Annotated in this window: 14 protein-coding genes, 1 tRNA gene and 2 pseudogenes; 3 read left to right on the forward strand and 14 right to left on the reverse strand. The window is 47.6% G+C overall.

Annotated elements, in window-relative coordinates; genetic code table 11:
• From L696_RS0112885 to L696_RS0112940, 11 genes and pseudogenes are all read right to left on the reverse strand, one after another.
• Nucleotides 1–417, reverse strand: a pseudogene (locus tag L696_RS0112885) (cytochrome c biogenesis protein CcsA); the annotation flags it as partial.
• A gap of 16 nt (nucleotides 418–433) precedes the next feature.
• Complete coding sequence (gene hemA / locus L696_RS0112890; protein ID WP_025684000.1) at nucleotides 434–1,828, reverse strand: glutamyl-tRNA reductase; 1,395 nt, start codon at nucleotides 1,826–1,828, stop codon at nucleotides 434–436.
• 253 nt (nucleotides 1,829–2,081) lie between these two features.
• Nucleotides 2,082–2,162, reverse strand: a pseudogene (locus L696_RS32740) (adenosylmethionine decarboxylase); the annotation flags it as partial.
• Nucleotides 2,163–2,194: 32 nt separating this feature from the next.
• Nucleotides 2,195–2,809, reverse strand: coding sequence for a ribosome biogenesis GTP-binding protein YihA/YsxC (yihA, locus tag L696_RS0112900; protein ID WP_014277608.1), 615 nt, complete (start codon nucleotides 2,807–2,809; stop codon nucleotides 2,195–2,197).
• Between the two features lie 18 nt (nucleotides 2,810–2,827).
• Complete coding sequence (lon, locus tag L696_RS0112905) at nucleotides 2,828–5,164, reverse strand: endopeptidase La (protein ID WP_025684001.1); 2,337 nt, start codon at nucleotides 5,162–5,164, stop codon at nucleotides 2,828–2,830.
• A 111-nt stretch (nucleotides 5,165–5,275) separates the two neighbouring features.
• Nucleotides 5,276–7,003, reverse strand: coding sequence for an ATP-dependent protease LonB (gene lonB, locus L696_RS0112910; protein WP_025684002.1), 1,728 nt, complete (start codon nucleotides 7,001–7,003; stop codon nucleotides 5,276–5,278).
• Between the two features lie 228 nt (nucleotides 7,004–7,231).
• Nucleotides 7,232–8,350 carry a flavodoxin-dependent (E)-4-hydroxy-3-methylbut-2-enyl-diphosphate synthase gene (gene ispG, locus L696_RS0112920; protein WP_025684003.1) on the reverse strand — a complete coding sequence of 373 codons (1,119 nt, stop codon included), beginning with the start codon at nucleotides 8,348–8,350 and terminating at the stop codon, nucleotides 7,232–7,234.
• Nucleotides 8,351–8,460: 110 nt separating this feature from the next.
• The gene (gene clpX, locus L696_RS0112925) at nucleotides 8,461–9,717 is read right to left on the reverse strand and encodes an ATP-dependent protease ATP-binding subunit ClpX (RefSeq protein WP_025684004.1); all 1,257 of its coding nucleotides are present in this window, start codon (nucleotides 9,715–9,717) and stop codon (nucleotides 8,461–8,463) included.
• A 12-nt stretch (nucleotides 9,718–9,729) separates the two neighbouring features.
• The gene (gene clpP / locus L696_RS0112930) at nucleotides 9,730–10,320 is read right to left on the reverse strand and encodes an ATP-dependent Clp endopeptidase proteolytic subunit ClpP (RefSeq protein WP_025684005.1); all 591 of its coding nucleotides are present in this window, start codon (nucleotides 10,318–10,320) and stop codon (nucleotides 9,730–9,732) included.
• 412 nt (nucleotides 10,321–10,732) lie between these two features.
• Entirely contained in the window at nucleotides 10,733–12,046 is a 1,314-nt protein-coding gene (tig, locus tag L696_RS0112935) for a trigger factor (RefSeq protein ID WP_025684006.1), read from the reverse strand.
• 142 nt (nucleotides 12,047–12,188) lie between these two features.
• Nucleotides 12,189–13,100 (reverse strand): hypothetical protein, encoded by a 912-nt coding sequence (locus L696_RS0112940; RefSeq protein WP_209440961.1) that lies wholly within the window; start codon nucleotides 13,098–13,100, stop codon nucleotides 12,189–12,191.
• Between the two features lie 258 nt (nucleotides 13,101–13,358).
• Between L696_RS0112940 and L696_RS0112945 the strand changes: the two genes are divergently transcribed.
• Nucleotides 13,359–13,432, forward strand: a tRNA-Arg gene (locus L696_RS0112945).
• A gap of 223 nt (nucleotides 13,433–13,655) precedes the next feature.
• The gene (locus L696_RS0112950; RefSeq protein WP_025684008.1) at nucleotides 13,656–14,420 is read left to right on the forward strand and encodes an exodeoxyribonuclease III; all 765 of its coding nucleotides are present in this window, start codon (nucleotides 13,656–13,658) and stop codon (nucleotides 14,418–14,420) included.
• Between the two features lie 66 nt (nucleotides 14,421–14,486).
• On the opposite strand, the gene glpK is transcribed toward L696_RS0112950, so the two are convergent.
• Complete coding sequence (gene glpK / locus L696_RS0112955) at nucleotides 14,487–15,980, reverse strand: glycerol kinase GlpK (RefSeq protein ID WP_025684009.1); 1,494 nt, start codon at nucleotides 15,978–15,980, stop codon at nucleotides 14,487–14,489.
• 31 nt (nucleotides 15,981–16,011) lie between these two features.
• On the reverse strand, nucleotides 16,012–16,833 hold the full coding sequence (locus L696_RS0112960) for an MIP/aquaporin family protein (protein ID WP_025684010.1): 822 nt from the start codon (nucleotides 16,831–16,833) through the stop codon (nucleotides 16,012–16,014).
• Nucleotides 16,834–17,152: 319 nt separating this feature from the next.
• Between L696_RS0112960 and L696_RS0112965 the strand changes: the two genes are divergently transcribed.
• Entirely contained in the window at nucleotides 17,153–18,631 is a 1,479-nt protein-coding gene (locus tag L696_RS0112965; RefSeq protein ID WP_025684011.1) for a PTS transporter subunit EIIC, read from the forward strand.
• Between the two features lie 131 nt (nucleotides 18,632–18,762).
• Here L696_RS0112965 and L696_RS0112970 read toward each other — a convergent pair whose 3' ends face one another.
• Complete coding sequence (locus L696_RS0112970) at nucleotides 18,763–19,890, reverse strand: acyltransferase family protein (protein WP_049827371.1); 1,128 nt, start codon at nucleotides 19,888–19,890, stop codon at nucleotides 18,763–18,765.
• Between the last annotated feature and the right edge of the window lie 9 nt (nucleotides 19,891–19,899).

The raw sequence follows: 19,899 nt of genomic DNA on the forward strand, positions 1-19,899 counted from the left end.
AAGATTAGCCAAAGCGATATGGATGAGAAGCAGCCCATGCACCGTATGCCAATTTCCAAGCGGATTATCGGTGGGCTCCATCCATATATTATTGAGCACAAGAACCGCAAAGCTAATAATGTTAAGCAGCAATACCGCAAATTCCGACCGCTGATAGCGTGAGAGAATTAAAGAAATCAGGACCAAAATAAATGAAAACAGAAATAAAAAATCGTAGGTTACGAAAATAGGAAGATGTCCTTCGTTCCAGGTTCTTATCCCCATATATACAAGCTGGAGCACAAGCACGACAGCAAGAAGCCCTGTACCTGTCCGTTTGGCACTCGCATTACGGCGAATGCCATCCGAGAATACAAACAGAAGGCTCAGGGCAAAAACGTAAATCATCGAATCATATATAAGCGTGCCTAAAGTCACGTCCACTCACCCGCCTTTACAGGCCAGCCGGCGCAAACGACGCTGGCGAGGCTTGGGCCTGACCAGATTTTTCATGAATACCGGCCTCCGGTTTCATTAACGCGGATGCATCGCTTTTATCTACTTTCTGAGCGGCGTCCTCCAAACGATCCTCCAGAGCAAAAATGTGGCTAAACAGTTCAAGCGCCTCATCCCCCTGCTTTTGGACAGCCAGTTCCTTCACCGAATTGATCGGATCATGCATCATCTGGTTCAGCATGCTCTTCGTCAAGCGGCTAATCACTTTGCGTTGTCGTTCATCCAACTCGGGAAGCTTGTTGAACAAGCTTTCGAGCGTATCCTGATGCACGGACTCTGCTTTTTCCTGTAAAGCACGAATCACCGGACGCACTCCCATCGTTTTTAACCATTGATAAAACTCGCCAAGTTCTCCTTCGATCATGTGCTCAATTTTGGCAGCCTCGGTGCGACGCATTTCCAAATTGCTCTCCACGATGCCTTCCAGATCATCAATATCGTAGAGAAAAACATTCTGCAATTCACCAATAGCCGGGTCCAAATCACGTGGAACCGCAATATCAATCATAAATAAAGGACGGGACCGACGACGTTTCATACTCGCTTCAACCCGCTCGCGATCCAGAATATATCCTTGTGCACCTGTGGAGCTAATGACAATGTCCACATCCGCCAACCGGTTCATACCTCCCTCCATCGTGACCGGCGTTCCGTGAAACTTGGAAGCCAAATCTTCCGCTCTGGATAAAGTCCGGTTCGCCACAATGACCTCGGCTGCTCCCCCGCTATACAAATGCTTAACGGTAAGCTCGCTCATTTTACCCGCGCCGAGAATCAGCACCTTCTTATCGGTAAACATCCCGAAAATCCGTTTACCCAGCTCAACTGCTGCATAGCTGACGGATACGGCGCTTTCTCCAATGGACGTCTCCGAATGGGCACGCTTGCCCAATGTGACGGCCTGCTTAAACAGCATATTAAACCACGTTGCTGTAATTTTCTGGGATTGAGCCTGAAGAAAAGCGTTTTTCACCTGTCCCAAAATTTGTGTTTCCCCGATTACCATAGAATCCAGACCACAAGTCACACGGAACAAATGCCGGATCGCCTGCTCGTCCTCATATATATATAGATGCTGTGTAAATTGATCGCGAGGAATGCCGAACCATTGCTCCATAAAACTGCGTATAAAATAACCGCACATGTGAAGGCGGTCCACCACGACATATATTTCAGTCCGATTGCAGGTTGCGACAATTACGCCCTCCAACACACTTTTGGTGAGTTTGAGTTGTTCCAGCGCTTTTGGCAAATCTTGTTCTGCAAATGTAAAACGCTCTCTGACTTCCACAGGCGCCGTACGATAATTCAACCCAACAACGACGATGTGCATTGCAAATTCACCTGCCTAAACTGTAATAAGAATAACCACTGTTATCATAAACTATGTTAATTATATCACAGAAGTCCGAATCTCCTCCGGCTGTTTTATGAATTGTTTATGAAAATTGGATGGCAAACTCGAACATCCAATACATCTGTATCGTTTGATATAATTTGAGCCATTTTCAAAGCAAATAACCATGGATTAAATCCATGGTTATCATATGGGACGCGCAAATGGCTCCATTGAAAACAATTTATACTCATTCTGTGTGCTTGCACTCCGGTGTCTCTACCTGAAGTTCTTCCAACCCACGAACCAGCTTCTTCGCATATGTCTTTTCCGATAAAGTGCTCTCCATGAACGTCCTTCTTCTTAGATTTCCGGTTGCTCCTCGTCTTCGTCATTCTCAATATAGCTGGAGATGACCGACCATAGCTCGTCCTTACCCATGCCTTCTTCAGATGAAAAGGGGATAAACAAACCCCCGGGAAGTATTCCGAGTTCCTGCTTGATTACTTTATAATGCTTTTCCCGCCGTGTTTTGGGGATTTTATCTGCCTTCGTGCCTACAACGCATACCGGAAGCCCATGATGGCGCAGCCAGTCATGCATCATAATATCATCCTTGGATGGCGGATGGCGCAAATCGACCATTTGAAGCACCAGCTTGAGCGGCTCCCGTTCCAGCAAATACGACTCAATCATTTGTCCCCAGGCTTTGCGAGACGTTTTGGATACCTTTGCGTAGCCATAACCCGGAAAATCGACGAAATAGAGATCATCATTAATCCGGTAATAATTGAGCTGCTGTGTTTTCCCCGGTGTAGAGCTGGTGCGCGCCAAGTTTTTACGACTAATCAATCGATTAATCAGTGACGACTTCCCTACATTGGAACGCCCTGCCAGAGCAATCTCCGGCAAAGCGTCCACAGGGAACTGATCGGGGCCAACCGCGCTAATAATAAATTCTGCTTTTGTTACTTTCATTGTGTCCTTAATTCCTCTCTAATGTACCCTTGCCTGCTCAACCAAAGCATGCTTTAGCACCTGATCCATATGGGCAACGGGAACAAATTCAACATCCTGCCTGATACTGTCGGGAATATCCTTTAAATCCCGTTCATTATCCTTGGGAAGCAGAATTTTTTTATAGCCTGCCCGGTGGGCTGCCAGCGACTTCTCTTTTAATCCACCAATCGGCAGCACACGGCCGCGCAGGGTAATTTCCCCCGTCATAGCCACATCCTTGGATACATGACGGTTGGTCAGAGCTGAAATCAATGCTGTAGCAATGGTAATTCCCGCCGATGGTCCATCCTTCGGAATCGCTCCCTCCGGAATGTGGATATGAATATCATTTTTCTCATAAAAGTCCGTAGCAATGCCCAGCTCAACCGCTTTGGAGCGAGTGTAGCTAAATGCAGCCTGCGCGGATTCCTTCATAACGTCTCCCAGCTTACCTGTAAGAATCAGCTTACCGCTGCCGGGTACGACCGTCACTTCAATCATCAGCGTTTCACCGCCGACCTCTGTCCACGCCAAGCCTGTAACCGTACCAATCTGGTCTTCCAGCTCCGCTACACCGTAACGGAATTTGGCGACGCCTAAATAATCCTTCAGATTGTCCGGTGTAATTTGAATCGGGCCTTCTCCACCGGATACCACTGACTTCGCAGCCTTGCGGCATAGAGAAGCCATTTGCTGTTCGAGATTCCGCACGCCGGATTCACGGGTATATTCACGGATGACACGCAGCAGCGTATCCTCCCCGATGTCCAGTTGCTCCTCTTTCAAGCCGTGCTCTCTCTTCTGCTTGGGCAGTAGATAACGATTGGCGATTTCGAGCTTTTCCAGCTCGGTGTAACCCGGAATATACAATGTCTCCATCCGGTCCATCAGCGGACGCGGGATGTTGTGCGCAGCATTGGCTGTCGTCACGAACATCACATTGGACAAATCGAAGGGCAGCTCGACAAAATGGTCACTGAACGTATTGTTCTGTTCGGGATCAAGCACCTCCAGCAGTGCCGCCGAAGGGTCACCACGAAAATCCGAAGCCATTTTATCAATCTCATCCAGCAAAAAGACCGGATTAGACGTTCCAGCCGTCTTCATTCCCTGAATGATGCGACCTGGCATCGCGCCTACATAAGTCCGGCGATGACCGCGAATTTCCGCTTCATCCCGCACGCCCCCGAGCGAGATGCGGACAAATTCTCTCCCCATGGACTTCGCGATGGAACGAGCCAGTGAGGTCTTGCCCACCCCCGGTGGACCTACGAGACACAGAATTGGCCCCTTAATGGTCTTCACCAGCTTGCGTACAGCAAGATACTCCAGCACCCGTTCCTTCGGCTTATCCAGTCCATAGTGATCATCATTCAGTATCTCTTCAGCCTTGACGATATCCAGATCATCATCCGTAAACTTGTTCCATGGCAAGCTTAACAGCCAATCGACGTAATTACGGATCACTCCGCCCTCGGCAGAGCTTGCAGGCATCTTCTCCAGACGGTCGATTTCCTTCTCGACCTTCTCCTTCACATGAGCGGGCAGCTCCAGCTCACTTAACTGATTGCGCAGTTCTTCTACTTCTCCTGCGCGACCTTCCTTCTCGCCAAGCTCTTTCTGGATCGCCTTCATTTGCTCACGCAGGTAATACTCCTTCTGCGTTTTCTCCATCTGTTTCTTCACGCGCTGGTTAATTTTACGTTCCAGCTCCAGTACCTCACGCTCGTTATTCAAAATATCCAGAAGCTTCTCCAGACGTTGAGTTACGTCGATCGTCTCCAGAATATCCTGCTTTTCCTTAATTTTGAGCGTAAGATGGCTTGTAATCACGTCAGCCAGCCGTCCGGGCTCCTCAATGTCGGATACCGCTGCGAGAGTTTCAGGAGTTACCTTTTTGGACAAGTTGATATAATGCTCGAACTGGGTCAAAACAGTACGCATGAGCGCATCCGTCTCGGGGTGCACGTTTTCTGCCTCATGCAGCTCCTTTGCCAGTACCTCGTAATATTCCTCATTGTCCGTATATTGAATAATCTCGGCACGTTCCAGCCCTTCCACCAGCACCCGAATCGTTCCGTTGGGAAGCTTGAGCATCTGGCGCACTTTGGCCACCGTGCCGACTCGAAAAATATCCTCTTGTGCGGGTTCTTCAATATTCACTTCTGATTGAGAACACAGGAGAATCAAATTATCTTCAACCATCGCTTTTTCCAAAGCCTTGACCGATTTTTCCCGGCCCACATCGAGATGCAGAACCATGCTCGGGTAGACCAGAAGTCCTCTTAAAGGCAGCAAAGGAAAACGACGACCTTTTGTCTTGTTGGGTCCCATCGCTTTCGCACCTCCAGTGATTCTCAGGTTCCGGATTTTACAATCCTTCACGTTGTTATCTTTCATATTTTATCAAATGTTTTATGAAAAAACCAATGAAAGGGTAGTTCATTAGCAAGATCCTGTGTCCGATATCGTCCCGTTATGCGTCCCATCGGCCTGTAACAGGGAAGATTGGGATGGGCGAAAAGTCTCAATTGGCGCGTGCACAGGTAAATCTGGCGTCAATTCCTCTCCAAATACGTGCCGGAATACTTCCGTAACCGACTGCACCGGAATAACTTTCAAGCCTTCAATGCTGTCAAAAAGAGACTGCCAGTTGTCCTGCGGAATGATCACCTTTTTAGCCCCTGCCTGAAAAGCAGCCTCAACCTTGGCTAATACGCCGCCAATCGGTTTAACACGCCCGTGAATGCTAACCTCTCCGGTCATCGCAATTTCGTGATCCACCGGAATTCCCCGCATTGCGGAAGCAATAGCTGTTGCCATTGCAATGCCTGCCGACGGGCCATCTACCGGTGTTCCTCCGGGGAAATTAATATGCAAATCGTAATTCGGCGGCGATAAACCGAGTGTACGCAAAACGGTCAATACATTTTCTACAGAGCCTTTGGCCATACTTTTACGCCGTAGCGTACGGGAGCCACCGCCAATCTCTTCCTCATCAACCACACCCGTAATATTATAGGTTCCCTTTCCCGCAGGAACCGGAACTGCTGTAACCTCAATCTCCAGCAGCATGCCCATATTCGGGCCATATACGGCCAAACCATTAACAAATCCGATTTGTGAAATACCTGGTATTTTCCGGTCAGGACGCGGTTGAATTTGGCTGCTGCCTGCTACCCATTCCACATCCGAAGCGTTTAGACGTTCCCGTTTCTCCGTAAGTGCCAATCCAGCAGCAAGCTGAATCATATTGACGGCCTCCCGGCCATTTGTGGCGTAACGCTGTACTACTTCAACCGCCTCCGGGCAAGGACCGAAGCCCAGCTTGTGGACGGCATCCTCAGCAATACGAGCAATTTCCTGCGGCTGGAGAGCACGGAAAAAAATTTCCATGCACCGGGAACGAATGGCAGGCGGCAGCTCATGCGGCGAACGGGTCGTCGCACCTACCAAACGGAAATCGGCAGGCAAACCATTTTGAAAAATATCATGGATATAAGCAGGAGTATTCGAATCCTCCGAGTTGTAGTATGCGCTCTCCAAAAATACTTTACGATCCTCCAATACTTTCAACAACTTATTCATCTGTGTAGGGTGCAGCTCGCCAATTTCATCAATGAACAGCATGCCACCATGTGCCTTCGTTACAGCTCCGGGCTTGGGCTGCGGAATACCCGCCACCCCCATCGCTCCAGCACCCTGATAAATCGGATCATGCACCGAACCAATCAACGGGTCTGCAATACCCCGCTCGTCAAAACGGGCAGTCGTCGCATCAATCTCCGTGAATTTGGCGTCTCCCTTGAACGGGGAGGATAGGTTTTTCTTAGCCTCTTCCAGCACCACGCGCGCAGCAGCCGTCTTGCCCACTCCTGGTGGGCCATAAATAATAACATGCTGGGGGTTCGCACTGCATAACGCTGCCTTGAGCGCACGCAGTCCGTCCTTCTGACCGACAATATCCTGTAATGTGGCGGGACGAGTGCGTTCAGCCAGCGGTTTGGTTAATGAAATGGAACGCAGTTTGCGCAGTTTATCCAGTTCCTTGCGGGATTCCCGGTCCACTGCGCTGCGGTTCGTCTTCTGACTCCGCAAAAGGTTCCAGAAATACAGACCGATGACAATCCCAAAAAACATTTGCACCAACAACAAAATCATAGTAAAGTCCATCGTATTTCCTCCGTTTCTCATCTCAGCATTTTGAAAAATGCCGCTAAAATGCCGTCTATGAAAAACAGTATTTCCTTTTCCTCAATAGCTAAACGGCAGTCTTCCAAAAGATCAGAGAGAAAATACAAAAACACCGTGAAGAACAGTTCTGTAGCAGAGCTGCCCTCCACGGCGTTTAAATGATGGCAATAGAATATGATTATGCCTCTTTATGGGAATCGATTTTGCCTATACCTTCTCGGCTGTATGACGTTCCTCGCGACCCGGAATTTTACCCGTCTCTTCATACGCCTTGACGATGATGTCAATTTCTTTTTTCAATTCGTCAACCATGTCAGCCTCGGGAACTTTGCGAATCATTTTTCCGTAACGGAACAGAAGTCCTTCCCCGCGCGCTCCGGCAATCCCGATGTCGGCTTCCTTGGCTTCCCCCGGGCCGTTCACCGCGCAACCCAGTACCGACACTTTAATCGGCACCTTGATTTTCGCAATATAGTCCTCGACTTCGTTGGCAATTGAGAACAGATCAATATCCAGACGTCCACAAGTCGGACAGGAAATCAAAGTCGCAGCATTCGTGATCAGCCCAAAGGTTTTGAGCAGTTCCCGCGCAACCTTCACTTCTTCCACTGGATCGGCACTCAGCGAAATACGCATGGTCGAGCCAATGCCCGCTGCCAGCAAGGCACCCATTCCCGCTGCACTCTTAACGGTTCCGGTAAAGAGCGTACCCGCTTCGGTAATACCCAAATGTAGCGGATATCTGATGATTTCGGCTGCCTTCGTATAAGCAGCAATCGCCATAGGCACGTCAGATGCTTTCAGCGACACGATAATATCGTGAAAATCAAGCTCTTCCAGTATACCGATATGATACAGTGCGCTTTCTACCATCGCTTCTGGCGTAGGATAGCCGTACTTATCCAGCAAATGCTGTTCCAATGACCCGGCATTCACACCAATCCGAATCGGAATTCCCTTTTCCTTGCATGCCTTAACAACAGCTTCCACTTTTTCACGACGACCAATGTTGCCGGGATTGATACGAACCTTGTCAATTCCGTTTTCAATCGCCAGCAGAGCCAGCTTGTGATTAAAATGAATATCCGCTACGAGCGGAATATGGATCTGTTTTTTAATTTCCTTAATGGCAGCCGCAGCTTCCTCATTGTTGACGGTGACCCGTACAAGTTGGCAACCCGCCTCTTCCAAACGGAGAATTTCAGCGACGGTAGCTTCCACATCTGCTGTTTTGGTTGTACACATGCTTTGGATGATGACTTCATTGCTGCCGCCAATCGTCAGATTCCCGACTTTAACGGGACGTGTGTCTTGTCTTAAGAACATGTACTTTTCTCTCCCATTAACGCCAAACCTCCACCCCATAAAACCTCATATGGGTTTAGTGAAGTGGAGATCCGGCTTCTCATGTTTTAGAGATCGCGAAGTATCAATCCTTAGGCGCTCTCTTCTTGTTTTTTATCCTTATCTGTACCACCGAGTTCCGGTGCGATTTTATCTTTTACAACTTGCTCATTGATGACGCAAGTCGTGATATCATCACGGGAAGGAACCTCATACATCACATCCAGCATAATGCCTTCAATGATCGCACGAAGACCACGGGCACCCGTGTTACGCTTGATAGCTTCACGGGCAATGGCTTCCAGAGCATCTTGCTTAAACTCCAAAGTAACATTATCCAGTTCAAGCATCTTCTGATACTGCTTGACTAACGCATTTTTCGGCTCAGACAAAATACGAACCAATGTGTTCTCATCAAGCGGCTCCAGCGTAGAAATAACCGGCAAACGTCCTACAAACTCCGGAATCAGACCGAATTTCAAAAGATCTTCAGGCAATACCATAGAAGTATATTCACCCGGTTTCAAATCCTTTTGATCTGTAGTCGCATTAAAGCCGATGACTTTCTTGCCAACACGACGTTTGATCATTTGCTCCAGACCGTCAAAGGCACCGCCGCAAATGAACAGGATGTTCGTGGTATCAATTTGAATGAACTCTTGATGAGGATGCTTACGACCACCTTGTGGAGGTACAGAAGCAACCGTGCCTTCCAAAATTTTAAGCAATGCCTGCTGTACACCTTCACCCGATACATCACGTGTAATGGACGGGTTTTCGGATTTGCGGGCTACTTTATCAATTTCGTCGATGTAGATAATGCCGCGTTCAGCTTTTTCCACATCATAATCGGCAGCTTGAATCAATTTCAGCAAAATGTTTTCAACGTCTTCGCCCACATAACCCGCTTCCGTAAGGGAAGTAGCATCTGCGATGGCAAAAGGAACGTTCAAAATTTTAGCCATGGTTTGCGCAAGCAACGTTTTACCTGAACCTGTAGGTCCAAGCATCAAAATGTTACTTTTTTGCAGTTCCACATCATCAATTTTGTTTTGCGTATTAATACGTTTGTAGTGGTTATACACCGCTACGGACAATGATTTTTTCGCTTGATCCTGACCAATTACATATTGATCGAGAATGTCACGGATTTGCATTGGTTTCGGAATGTCTTTCAGATCTACTTCTTCCTCATGACCCAGTTCTTCTTCCACGATTTCCGTGCACAACTCAATGCATTCGTCACATATATATACGCCTGGTCCGGCAACTAGCTTACGAACCTGATCCTGAGATTTACCGCAAAAGGAACATTTCAGTTGTCCTTTTTCATCATTAAATTTAAACATAGAGCCACCCCTTTACAGATTAATCGGTCTAGACAGCACCTGGTCAATGATACCGTATGCTCTTGCCTCTTCCGCTTCCATGAAGAAATCCCGGTCAGTATCACGTTCGATTTTTTCGAGGGGCTGACCCGTACGCTCTACATAGATTTGATTCAGCTTGGCACGCGTTTTGAGAATCCAGTCCGCATGGATCAGCATATCGGAGGCTTGCCCCTGAATGCCACCCAACGGCTGATGGATCATGACTTCGCTGTTGGTAAGCGCATATCTCTTGCCTGGAGCACCTGCTGTGAGCAGCAAAGAGCCCATACTGGCAGCCATGCCTACACAGATCGTCGATACATCCGGCTTAATGAATTGCATTGTATCATATATACCCATGCCCGCAGTTACAGAACCGCCCGGCGAGTTAATGTACAAATTAATATCCTTCTCCGGATCTTCCGCAGAAAGGAACAATAGCTGTGCAATGACGAGATTGGCGACATCGTCATCAATCGGGCCACTCAGGAAAATGATGCGATCCTTAAGCAACCGCGAGTAAATATCGTAAGATCGTTCTCCTCGATTCGTTTGTTCCACAACCATAGGGACGAGACTCATCACGACCAACCTCTTTTCTTTATTAAAATGAACACCAGTATTCATCCACTTCCTTAAGTCCCATTAAAACGAAAGCAGCAAGCATGAAACGGGAACACCTTACAAAATATTTTAACATGTTCAGAGTCTCGTGTCATATTTACATCCGCTCATATATGCAGTGCGAGCTGTTATACAACGTACTTAGCCGAGACCTTCTCATATTTAACCATGTTTCGTATGTATGTGCAAATGTACAGCAGTGACTTATGTAGAACCAACAAAGCGCAACTCACAGCACTTTCCATAAACGACTAAAATATGGATTGCCCAAGGTGAAAATAAGGCACGTAACTTTCACTACGTGCCTTATCCCTATCTAATTGCTACGTTGCAGCCTGTTCGGCATACCCCGTATATTTTATCGTTTGAATTACTCGGCAACTTCAGCTGGCGCTTCAACTTCTTTGCTGTTTTCCAACAACAAAGCAATCGTTTTGCGCAGTGAAATCTCTTCTTTCAGGTTTGCGAACGAGCCGTTACCTTCCAGAATACCGCGAATTTCTTCAACCGAACGTTTGTAAGCTTCAGCCATGTTTTTCAGCTCTTCATCAATTTCCGCTTCGGAAACTTCGATGTTTTCCGCTTTTGCCACTTGCTCCAGCACGAGGTTGTTGCGTACACGCTTCTCAGCATCCACTTTCATTTGCGCTTCCAGATCTTCCTGGCTTTGGCCGGAGAATCCGAGGAACATTTCAAGATTCATGCCTTGGCTGCGCAGACGGTTGTCGAAATCGCGAACCATGTTTTGCACTTCACTTTTGATCATCGCTTCAGGAATGTCGATTGTTGCGTTCTCAGCAACCTTCTCCACTACCGCACCCTCACGGGCAGCTTTAGCTTCGTTTTCCTTACGCTCCAGCAGTTGCTTTTTCAAGTCTTCCTTGAATTCAGCCAATGTGTCAAATTCGCTTACGTCTTTAGCAAATTCATCATCCAGCTCAGGAAGAACTTTGCGTTTCAGTTCATGAACCTTCACTTTGAAGACTGCTTGTTTGCCAGCGAGATCAGCAGAATGGTAGTTCTCAGGGAACGTTACTTCAACGTCCTTGGAATCGCCTGTGTGCAAACCGATCACTTGCTCTTCAAAGCCAGGAATGAACGTATTGGAGCCCAGCTCCAGAGAATACTTCTCAGCTTGTCCGCCTTCGAATGGAACGCCATCCACGGAACCGTCAAAGTCGATAATAGCCGTATCGCCGGATTGTGCAGCATCTTCATCAACGACAACCAGCTCGGCATGACGTTGTTGCAAACGCTCCAGCTCTTGAGCCAGTTCTTCGTCGGTTACTTCGAGTTTGCTTACAGGCACTTCTACACCTTTGTATTCACCCAAAGTCACTTCAGGCTTAACAGTAACCTTGGCTTTGAATTTGAAGGATTCGCCTTTAGCGAATTGATCAATTTCAACGTCAGGGCTGTCTACCGGGAAAATATCCGTTTTTTCTACAGCTTGGCTGTAGGCTTCTGGCAGCAGGAAGTCAATTGCATCCTGATACAAGCTTTCAATACCATAACGCTTTTCAAAAATAGGACGTGGTACTTTACCTTTACGGAATCCTGGTACACTTACTTGTTTAGCCACTTTATTAAAAGCTTTGTCGAGTGCAGCGGCTACACGATCCGCGTCAACCTCAACTTCAAGAACCCCAAGGTTCTTCTCTATTTTCTCCCAAGTTGCTTTCATTTTATGCTTTCCCCTCCAACAAAATCTTCACTTAGTTTTCATACGATCAACGCACACAAAATAACCACTATAGTATATCTAACATTACTATCTTTTTCAAGGGCAGCTCCTTGAATGCTTCACAGGTAAACGTTTCCGACCGTTATGGAGTGTTCATTCCCGCCGCTACGAATAGACGCATCGACCGATATACCTGCTCAAAACGGAAGCGCAATGCATCGGTAATGCCATATATAGCACGGGTTTCTTCCTCATCCTTGTTGCCGCTCAAACTCTCCGATACCGTCTGATGGAGTGCTGCCGCCCAAATATCCGGCATCCCGTCCTCCTCCACCAGCATTGACCTGTAATCTTTCGTACCGTACACCGCCATCACAAACTGCGACCATAGCTCCTGCGCAAAATAGAACAGCGTAGGCTCATGCACTTCAGTCTGATCGGCCACTCGCTCCAGAATACGCATAATCGGTTCAGGAAATTCATCCGGCCGCAACGGAATAGACTCAATCTCGATTTCTGCCTTCTCATCTCCCCGGCTGATTTCGATCGTCCCTTCCATTCCGCGTCGTCGTAGTGTCTGCAAAACACGAAATTGAAGCAGAGGGTGGATTTCCCGTTCCTTAATCCATTTAAGCAGCGCATCGTCGATTTCCGGCAGATCCAGATAAGACAGTTGTTCCAGCGCTAAAATCGTCTGTTCCGACAACGGTTCATCCATAGCCATACGTAGCAACTTGTTACCGTAGCCTGCATCCTGCTCCTGCTTGAAGCGCGCATTTCGGCGGGCCAGCTCTGCTTCACTGACCTCATCTTCTTCCGTAGCGTCCGTTTCCGCCCCTCTGTCGGCATATTGTGGAAAAGCGGCTTCCAGCCATTGTGAAAGGGCATCCCACTCTTCGTATTGCTTCTGTTCCTGTCCCTGGCATTGCATCAAAAAACGCAGCATCTCCATCGCCTCTCCGTAACGTTCGTTTTCAAGCATTACAGTGAGTTGAATTTGATAGTAATCCAGTGTCTTCGGAAACAAAACAATATTATTTTCTTTTGTCGTCACCTTGGAGTCCTTTATTCAAGGCACCCCCTCTCCACCGCAAGCTAAAGTATTTGTAGATTATATGAGAAACAGCGGCCGAAGTCCAACCTCTCGTCTTCCACATATTCACCTGTATTCTAACATACCCTTTTATGAGGCAAAAAAAACGATAGCTACTTTGATTTTTATGCTAAAGAAAGCCTGAATACCGGATATATGCGAAATAAAGCTTGAATCTTTTTTATCCATGTGATATATTAATCTTCGCTTGAATTTTATGTCCCAGTAGCTCAGCTGGATAGAGCAACGGCCTTCTAAGCCGTCGGTCGGGGGTTCGAATCCCTCCTGGGACGTTATCGTGAGAAGCTTCCGTAAGGGAGCTTTTTTTCGTTTTACAACCCCGTACAAAAAAATATATTCTATTCTAATGTAGAAAAGTTCGTCTCCACTTCAAAAAAACGCTGAGAATGCTATCATCTAATGTTAAATATTTTCCGCCGAGTATGAACTAAACGAAGTGCCACAGAAATAAAGCAGTATGCTTACATGTTTGGTACGGCAAGGGAGAATTAATAAATGAAAATCATATCATGGAATGTCAATGGTTTAAGAGCTTGTGTGACCAAAGGATTTTATACCTATGTAAAAGAAACAGATGCCGATATATTTTGCGTGCAGGAAACCAAGCTTCAAGACGGACAAATTGTCATGGAGAACATGGAGGAATACACGCAGTATTGGAATTATGCCGAGAAAAAAGGATATTCTGGCACCGCTATTTTCACCAAAATCAAACCGCTTTCCGTACATTATGGCCTGGAGGAAAATGAAGAGCCGGAAGGTAGAACCATTACTCTGGAATTTGAGAAGTTCTATCTGGTCAATGTGTACACTCCGAATACCAAACGGGATTTGTCCAGACTGCCTTACAGACTGGAATGGGAAGACCGATTCCGCAGCTATCTGCAACAGTTGGATACATTGAAGCCTGTCATTGTTTGCGGCGATTTGAACGTGGCTCATCAGGAAATTGACCTAAAAAATGCGAAAGCCAACCACGGAAATGCCGGATTTACGCCTGAGGAACGTGACAGAATGTCGCAGTTGCTGAGCGCTGGATTTATAGATACTTTTAGACACTTTTATCCCGACCGAACGGATGTTTATTCCTGGTGGTCCTACATGCCGAAGGTGAGAGAACGGAATATCGGCTGGCGAATCGACTACCTTCTCGTCTCGGACAGACTTCGCCCGTTGTTGTCAGATGCGAAGATTGATTGCCATATTACAGGCAGCGATCACTGTCCCGTTATACTAGAATTGCAAGATATTTCAGCATAATTTCTCTTCACACTATGACAAAGGCCGCTCTGCAAAGAGCAGCCTTCTTTTTCACGGTTACAACACTCATTTGTAGGCCATCGTCGCATTCACGGCCTTTTTCCAGCCCTCATACAAACTGCTGCGCGTTTCTTCATCCATAGCGGGGTCAAAAGACCGCTCCACCCTCACACGCTTGCGCAGCTCATCCATGCTCTTCCAATATCCAATCGCCAAACCTGCCAGACATGCGGCTCCGAGTGCCGTCGTCTCATGGATCACAGGCCGTTCTACTGTGGCATCCAGAATATCGCTCTGGAATTGCATCAGAAAATTGTTCAGCACGGCTCCTCCATCCACCCGCAACGTCTTCACGGCAATACCGGAGTCAATTTCCATCGCGGCAAGTACGTCTTTTGTCTGGTAAGCAAGTGCCTCCAGTGTTGCGCGGATAAAATGCTCCTTTGTCGTGCCACGTGTCAGGCCAAACATCGCTCCACGCACCTCGCTATCCCAGTATGGACTGCCCAAGCCGACAAAAGCTGGTACCAGATACACCCCTTCCGAAGAGGGAACGCGGGCTGCATAGGCTTCACTGTCTTTGGCTTCACGGAACATGCGCAGACCGTCACGAAGCCACTGAATCGCCGAACCCGCTACAAAGACACTCCCCTCCAGCGCATATTGCACCTTGCCTTCCTCCAGCCCCCAAGCGATGGTCGTAATAAGTCCGTGCTTGGACTCAACGGGTTGATCGCCCGTGTTCATCAGCATGAAGCAACCTGTGCCGTAAGTATTCTTGATCATCCCTTTTTCGTAACAAGCCTGACCAAATAGAGCCGCCTGCTGGTCACCCGCTGCGCCTGCAATCGGTATATTTTGACCAAAGAAATGATAATCTACCGTATGCGCATATACCTCGGAAGAAGGCCGTACCTCAGGCAGCATGTTTTTTGGCACACCGAGAATGTCCAGCAGTTCTTCGTCCCACTTTAGCTCATAAATGTTATACATCAGTGTTCTGGCTGCGTTGGAATAGTCGGTCACATGCGCCTTGCCGCCGGACAGCTTCCAGATCAGCCACGAATCAATCGTACCGAACAGTAAGTCGCCTCGTCCCGCCTGTTCGCGCGCACCTTCTACATGATCCAGTATCCACTTCACTTTTGTGCCTGAGAAATACGGGTCAATCAACAGCCCTGTTTTACTGTGGAATAGCTCCTCATGCCCTTGCTGCTTCAGTTCTTCGCAGATCTCGGAGGTTTGGCGCGACTGCCATACAAGTACGTTATACACAGGCAGTCCTGTATTTTTGTCCCACACGGCTACCGACTCACGCTGATTGGTAATGCCGATAGCGGCAATTTGGTTCGCTTTTACACCGGATTCAGATAGGCAGGATGCAATGACCCCAAGAATGGAGCTCCAGATTTCATTCGCATTCTGTTCTACCCAGCCGGGATGAGGAAAGTATTGCGGGAACTCTCGCTGAGCCGAGTACACCACATCCCCTTTACTGTTAAACAAAATCGCTCTTGAGCTTGTCGTTCCCTGATCCAGTGACAAAATATATTTTTCCATCGTTGATCTCTCCCCCTGTAATCCGCTCATTTTATGCTGTTATTTTATTAGCTTTATCACTTTTATAAGTACGACTGAAACGAAAGGTAACCATAAGCACTACTACAATCATACCCAGCACAATCCAGAAAGCTGGAGTCATATTCCCTTTAAATACGGTCTGGTAAAACAATCCTCCGAAAGAGCCCCCCAGCAACGGACCTACAATGGGCACCCAGGCATATTTCCAGTTAGATGTGCCTTTACCGGGAATCGGAAGCAACCAGTGCACAAGACGCGGGCCCAAATCTCTAGCCGGATTAATAGCATAACCTGTCGTCCCGCCGAGGGACAAGCCGATGCTGACAACCAGAAAACCCACAATGAGTGGATTCAGTCCCTCAGTGAAAGAGTTGGCACCGAATGACTGCAAAGCAAGAACAAAGATGAAAGTACCTATCATTTCACTAAGCACGTTGGCGAACGGATGATCAATAGCCGGTCCTGTAGCAAATACACTGAGTTTGGTTGCTGTGTCCTCCGTCTCTTTCCAGTGGGGCAAATAATGCAAAACCACAATCACGGCACCCGCCATGGCCCCAAGAAGCTGAGCTGCAATATAGCCCGGAACATCCCTCCACGGAAAAGCTCCCTGAAATGCAAGCGCCAGCGTCACCGCCGGATTTAAGTGTGCTCCGCTGATCCGACCAACCGCATATACCGCAACGGCGACCGCGAGCCCCCACCCGAATCCGATCACTATCCAGCCAGAGCCATGGGCAAATGATTTTTTCAGGGACACCCCTGCGCACACTCCGCCACCTAGAGCAATAAGGATCATCGTCCCTATGAATTCGGCTGCGTATGGCGACATACAACCTACCTCCTCAATAGATCAACCGATTTTCAATCGCTTTCACCGCGCACAAAAAAAGAAAAGCCATCACAAACCGCCCCTGTGCTCTTGCATGGGATGTCTGCGTGGCTCTCTTGTCTCCGTCACGATTATTAACTTAAATTTGATATTATATAAGCATGTAAGCGATGTCAACTGCGGATTTACGTTTTTCATATCCTAAAATAATCGTTGACCATGTCAGATTCCCCGATTTATGATGTAAAAAAATGGGCGAAAATAAGGATTTCAGGATGGATACGACGCTCCCAACCTCGACGAAGAAGGGAAGAATGTTATGCTGAAATTTCTGCAAAAAATCGGCAAATCGTTAATGCTTCCAGTAGCCACACTACCCGCCGCAGGGATTTTGCAAGGATTGGCTCTGATTAACTATGAAACGGATATACCGCTTGGTCCCGGAGTGGGTGGATTTCTGAATCATTATGTCACTCCTTTTCTGAACGAGGGGGCGGGTGCCATCTTTGGCAACCTGGCGTTAATTTTCGCCATCGGTGTTGCCATAGGCCTGGCCGGGGATGCGGTAGCTGCACTATCGGCAGTCATTGCCTACATGGTGCTGACCCGCATTTTGGCGGCAGTACCGGGCATATTTGCATACATTCCGGATGACGTCAAGCTGGACATGGGCGTACTGGGTGGTATTTTTATCGGTGGATGGTCTGCCTTCCTGTTCAAAAAATATCACAACATCCAGCTTCCGGATTGGCTCGGTTTCTTCTCGGGCAAACGTTTCGTCCCTATGATCACGGCCTTCACGACCATGATTCTGGCCATTCTGCTTGGTATGATCTGGAGTCCGATACAAGATGGGATTGCAGCCTTCGGCAACTGGATTGTCGGCTTTGGCGGAATCGGGTCGATGGTATTCATGATCGCTAATCGGCTGCTGATTCCGCTCGGTCTGCACCATGTACTAAACTCTATCGCGTGGTTTCAGATTGGAGACTACACCAATGCGGCAGGTGAGGTCGTTCATGGTGACCTGACGCGTTTCTTCGCAGGCGATAAATCGGCAGGAATGTTTATGTCCGGCTTCTTCCCCATTATGATGTTCGCTCTGCCTGCGGCTGCCCTCGCGTTTATTCATACAGCCAAACCGGAAAAACGTAAAGCGGTCGCTTCCATCTTCATCGGTTCTGCGCTGGCATCGTTCCTGACAGGAATTACCGAGCCCCTCGAATTTTCATTTATGTTCATTGCACCATTGCTTTACGGCGTTCATGCTCTGCTGACAGGTCTGAGTGGCCTGTTCGTGTACCTACTGGATGTCAAGCTCGGCTTTTCTTTTTCAGCAGGACTCATTGACTATCTGGTCAATATGAAGCTTTCCACCCACCCATTGCGAATGATCCCGGTCGGGCTTGCCTTTGCTGTCGTATATTACTTCCTGTTCCGATTCATCATTCTCAAATTCAACCTAAAAACTCCTGGACGTGAAGACGATGCAGAAGACAGCCTCCTGTCTGACACTAACAAATCCGTACCCAGCGAAAAGGCGGGTGCCGCATCTGACAGTCAGTCCAGTCATGCAGTCAAGGTGCTGACCTATCTCGGCGGTTCAGACAATATCCAAAGCATCGATGCGTGCATCACACGGCTGCGTCTCGTCGTCAAAGACGACAAAGCGGTTAACGACCAAGCTCTCAAGCAGCTCGGAGCGTCGGGAGTCATCAGGCTTGGCAGCGGTACGGTACAGGTTATTTTCGGTACGCGATCCGAAATTCTGAAAGATGAAATACAGCGGTTGATGTAAGTAAAAGGGTATCTCTTCAATCATCGAGATACCCTTTATGATTGCCGTCAATCTGCCAATAACTTGGATACGCCTAAATTAAGGTGTCATATACACGTTGTTACATGTATTGTTTTCTTTAAGCACTTATCTTAGTGATTAGTGCTGTGCGCTCTTTTTTGTTTTAAGAATAACCGTTCACGACATACCTTTACCTTTATCTGCGCAAAGGCATAGACGACGCCGAAGGAGCAGGCCACAGTCGTCAGATAAACCAAAAGCAGCGCCATAAATAAAGGAAGCTGACTTATCAAGTCACCGAACAAGCGCAGCACGATGACCAGAATGAATACGTTCGCTGTAAAGGCCCGGTACGCGTAAGTCGAGAACCATTTGTAATAGGGAAGTGAACGGGAATTCACGCTGATCAAATGCCTTGCCAGCATGTAAATCAGGAAAATCACTACCAAACTGTACAAGGTCATGGACGGCTTCAAATAAATCAGATTGCCAAATGACATATCCTCGAATCCAAAGCTGAAAAATTCGCGATTTGTCCAAATGAGAATAAGCAGCATTACCGGAATGAGTACGAACTGAATCCGTCGAAGCACCCCGTCGAATTGTTCCTTATATACCCAAGCGATTCCGCCTAGTAGAGCATAAATAAAATAACTGACGAAAAAGCGGTCAAGGTATAGCAGACTGGACGCATAAGGACCTTGGAATACAAAGGTATAATACATCCATACCCAGGCTCCGAAGATCATGAAGCTCACAATAAGCAGCGGAATGACCCGCAAAGGCTTAGCCAGGTACTTGTAGCAGACGAAAATAATGACTGGCATCAGCAATTGAAATTGCAGCATCATCACCGTGTACCAATACTGCGGTGATGAATTACCGAGCACATAAGACTCAATGAGCGTCCAAAACGAAGTAACGTGTTGATTAACCTGTATGTGTGGGAAGAAGAGCAAGCTGGCTGACGCCCACAGAAAATAAGGAATCACGAGCTCGCTGAATTTTTCCTTGTAAAAATGTGATACCCTGGTATGCTGATTATTCATCACCATTCCATACACGATGGCAAAAATAAAGACTGGCGCGGTAAATTTCACTAAATTATAAATGAAGCCTAGTAAAGCCATATCCGTGTTAGTGTGGGCATCCTTCAGTACCATGCCCAGAACGCTTTGCAGGATCGCTCCGCTGACGGCAAACACCTTTAAGATGTCGCTTTCATTAATATTAACTTTTTGGCCTGTAGTGTTTTCCATAATACGCAC

Source organism: Paenibacillus maysiensis (genome assembly GCF_000520815.1).
Lineage (GTDB): Bacteria > Bacillota > Bacilli > Paenibacillales > Paenibacillaceae > Paenibacillus > Paenibacillus maysiensis.